Here is a 2,456-nt window from a genome sequence, read left to right as displayed (position 1 = left end):
CAGGCAGGCGGATCTCACGGCGCAGCGCGGCGTCAGCCACCTCGCCGAGCAGGTGGGCGACGGCGTCCACGCCCCAGCCTGTGGCCTCCAGGTCCTTGCGCAGGTCAGCAGCCTGGTCCGGGGTGCAGGTCGGTGGCGCGTAGGAGGTCATGCCTCGACCGTACCGGGATCGGAGTGCAGATCCGTGGAGGTCAGCGCGTGGGCAGCACGCGGTGAGCGAGCTCGCGGTACTGACGGATCTTGGCCTCGACGTCGTCGATATAGCTGATGAGCATGATCTCCTCGGTGCCGTGGTTGGCAGCGAAGGAGGAGATGACCTCGGCGACCTCGTCATAGGTGCCGATGATCACGGAGGTGTCCTGAGCCAGGTAGCTCTCCACCTGCTCGCGGCGCTCGGCCGGGATCTGGTCAGGTGTGCGGAACCCCTCCGTCGAGCCGCGACCGGTGCGCAGCGTCAGGCGGAAGTCGCCGGCTACCAGCGCCTGCTCCCAGGCCTCCTCGCGAGTGGCGGCGGCCGAGACGCACAGGGCGGACAGGGCCTGGCCGCTGGTGGCGCCCTCAGGCAGGTGGGCGCGGTAGTGCTCCATGACGCGCGGGTCCTGGTGACCGGTGAAGAACTGCGCGTAGGCGTAGTTGAGATCGTGCTCGCCGGCCCAGGCCGCGGACTGCCCGGACGAGCCCAGCAACCACATCTCGGGCATGACGGACGGGCGCGGGCTAACCGTGATCCCGGCGTAGGGGTGGGTAGCGGGCAGCTCGTCAAGCAGCAGGCCCTTGGTCTCCTCGATGAGGACGTTGATGGAGTCGGGATCGAGGACCCGGTTCTGGTTCAGGGCGTGGGCCGCCAGCATGTCCCCACCCGGGGCGCGCCCGAGTCCCATGTCCACCCGTCCGGGGTGGAGGGTGGCCAGGGTGGCGAAGCGCTCAGCCATCTGCAGGCTGCCGTAGTGCATCGCCATCACCCCTCCCGAGCCCACGTGAATGCGCTCGGTGGCATCCAGCACGTGCATCATGAGCAGGTCCGGGGCGGAGGAGACGAAGGCCGAGGTGTTGTGGTGCTCGGCAATCCACAGCCGGTCGAAGCCGGCCCCCTCGATGCCCTGGCCCAGACGCACGAGCTGGCCGATCACCTCGCGCGGGCTGCGCCCGGCAAAGAGCGGAATCTGTTCGAGGGCACTGAGCTTCATGGGGCCTCCTGGGACGGTGGTGTCCGACGGCGTCGGCTGCCTCAGCCCCAACGTCCTGCCCGGCCTCGGCATTCCCCGGCCTCAGGCGCGGCCGGCTGCCACCGGGGCCCCGGCCCGCTCAGCGCGTGGGGTCGGCGTCGATCGCGCCCTGGGGGTCGTGGAAGATGAGATTGGAGATCTCCACCTGGACGGTCTGGACCTGGGGCACGTCCACGAGCAGGAGGGGATCGTCCGCACTGGTCTGCAGGCTGAGCGTGCCCGCCCCGAAGATCCGGTCAGTGATGGTGCGTTCCTGCTGGATGTCACTGATCCGCGTCAGCGGCAGGTCATGCCCGGTCTTGTTGATGATCCCTGCACGGGTGATCACGCGCTTGGTGGTGACCGTGTAGGTGGTGCACGCCCAGCGCATCCAGGGCAGGAGGAACAGCGGGACGGAGATCACCAGGAACAGCACCCAGATCGCGCCCAGTCCCCAGGGGTTCCAGGAGTCAGGAGCCAGGACCGTCCCGGTGATGGCCGCAGCCAGCAGGACGATCTCCAGGGAGATACGCCACAGGAGGACCTTGGGGTGGGTGTGCATGTGTCGCACCACGACCTCGTCGTGGCTAAGAAGCTTGCGGGGAACGGCCATAGCCACATGGTGCCACGCCACCGCCCTGCCCTCACAGCGCATATGGCGCACCATGGCTAGACGCATGAGGTAGCAGTGCTAGGCGCCCAGCAGATCCAGCCCGAGACTCGCCACCACCGGCACGATGCCCAGGGCGATGAAGGCAGGCAGGTGGCACAGCCCTAGCGGCACCACGAGCCGCACGGCCAGGCGTTCGGCTGCCTCCTGGTCCCGCGCCTGGCGCCCCGAACGCAGGCTGGCAGCCGTAGCAGCCAGGAGCGGTACCGGCGAGGCTCCGTCCTCCCAGCCCGGACGCAGGCAGGCCTCCAGGTTCTGCCGCCGCGCACGCCAGTCCTCGTCCTGCGCGGCGCGCCAGGCCTCCTGCCACCCCGCTCCCAGCAGGAGGCCACGAGCCACAACGCCGCACGCAGGCTCGTCCAAGGCCGAGGCCAGAGCCTCCAGCGTCCTGGGCAAGGAGGAACCGCAGGACAGTGCCGCCGCCGCAAGGTCGAGCACCAGCGCCTCGTCCACGCCCTCGCTGGCTGACTCGGCCGCCCGGACGAGGCGACGGGTGAGGTAGTGCCCCGCCGTCATGAGGCCGATCCCGAGCAGACCCAGCACGCTGCCCAGCCCACCGCCCAACAGCACCTCCTGGGGCC

At 69.7% G+C, this 2,456-nt stretch carries 3 protein-coding genes; all 3 read right to left on the bottom strand.

Features of this window, described 5'->3' with window-relative positions; genetic code table 11:
- Positions 1 to 191 precede the first annotated feature (191 nt).
- Positions 192 to 1,187, bottom strand: coding sequence for an MsnO8 family LLM class oxidoreductase (locus HMPREF0058_RS02025; RefSeq protein ID WP_034235981.1), 996 nt, complete (start codon positions 1,185 to 1,187; stop codon positions 192 to 194).
- A 118-nt stretch (positions 1,188 to 1,305) separates the two neighbouring features.
- Positions 1,306 to 1,818 carry a PH domain-containing protein gene (locus tag HMPREF0058_RS02020; RefSeq protein ID WP_034235982.1) on the bottom strand — a complete coding sequence of 171 codons (513 nt, stop codon included), beginning with the start codon at positions 1,816 to 1,818 and terminating at the stop codon, positions 1,306 to 1,308.
- 78 nt (positions 1,819 to 1,896) lie between these two features.
- Positions 1,897 to 2,456, bottom strand: a 560-nt coding sequence (locus HMPREF0058_RS02015; RefSeq protein WP_006547993.1) for a hypothetical protein, incomplete at its 5' end; no start/stop codon positions are given.

It is taken from the genome of Actinomyces urogenitalis DSM 15434 (assembly GCF_000159035.1).
GTDB classification, from domain to species: Bacteria; Actinomycetota; Actinomycetes; order Actinomycetales; family Actinomycetaceae; genus Actinomyces; species Actinomyces urogenitalis.
Note: the sequence above shows the minus strand (reverse complement) of the source record. Positions and strands in the feature narration are given on the sequence as shown.

What these genes read in the sequence shown, in the direction of transcription:
- HMPREF0058_RS02020 (WP_034235982.1), bottom strand. Translation starts at nt 1,818, where the DNA reads ATGGCCGTTCCCCGCAAGCTTCTTAGCCACGACGAGGTCGTGGTGCGA.
- HMPREF0058_RS02025 (WP_034235981.1), bottom strand. Translation starts at nt 1,187, where the DNA reads ATGAAGCTCAGTGCCCTCGAACAGATTCCGCTCTTTGCCGGGCGCAGC.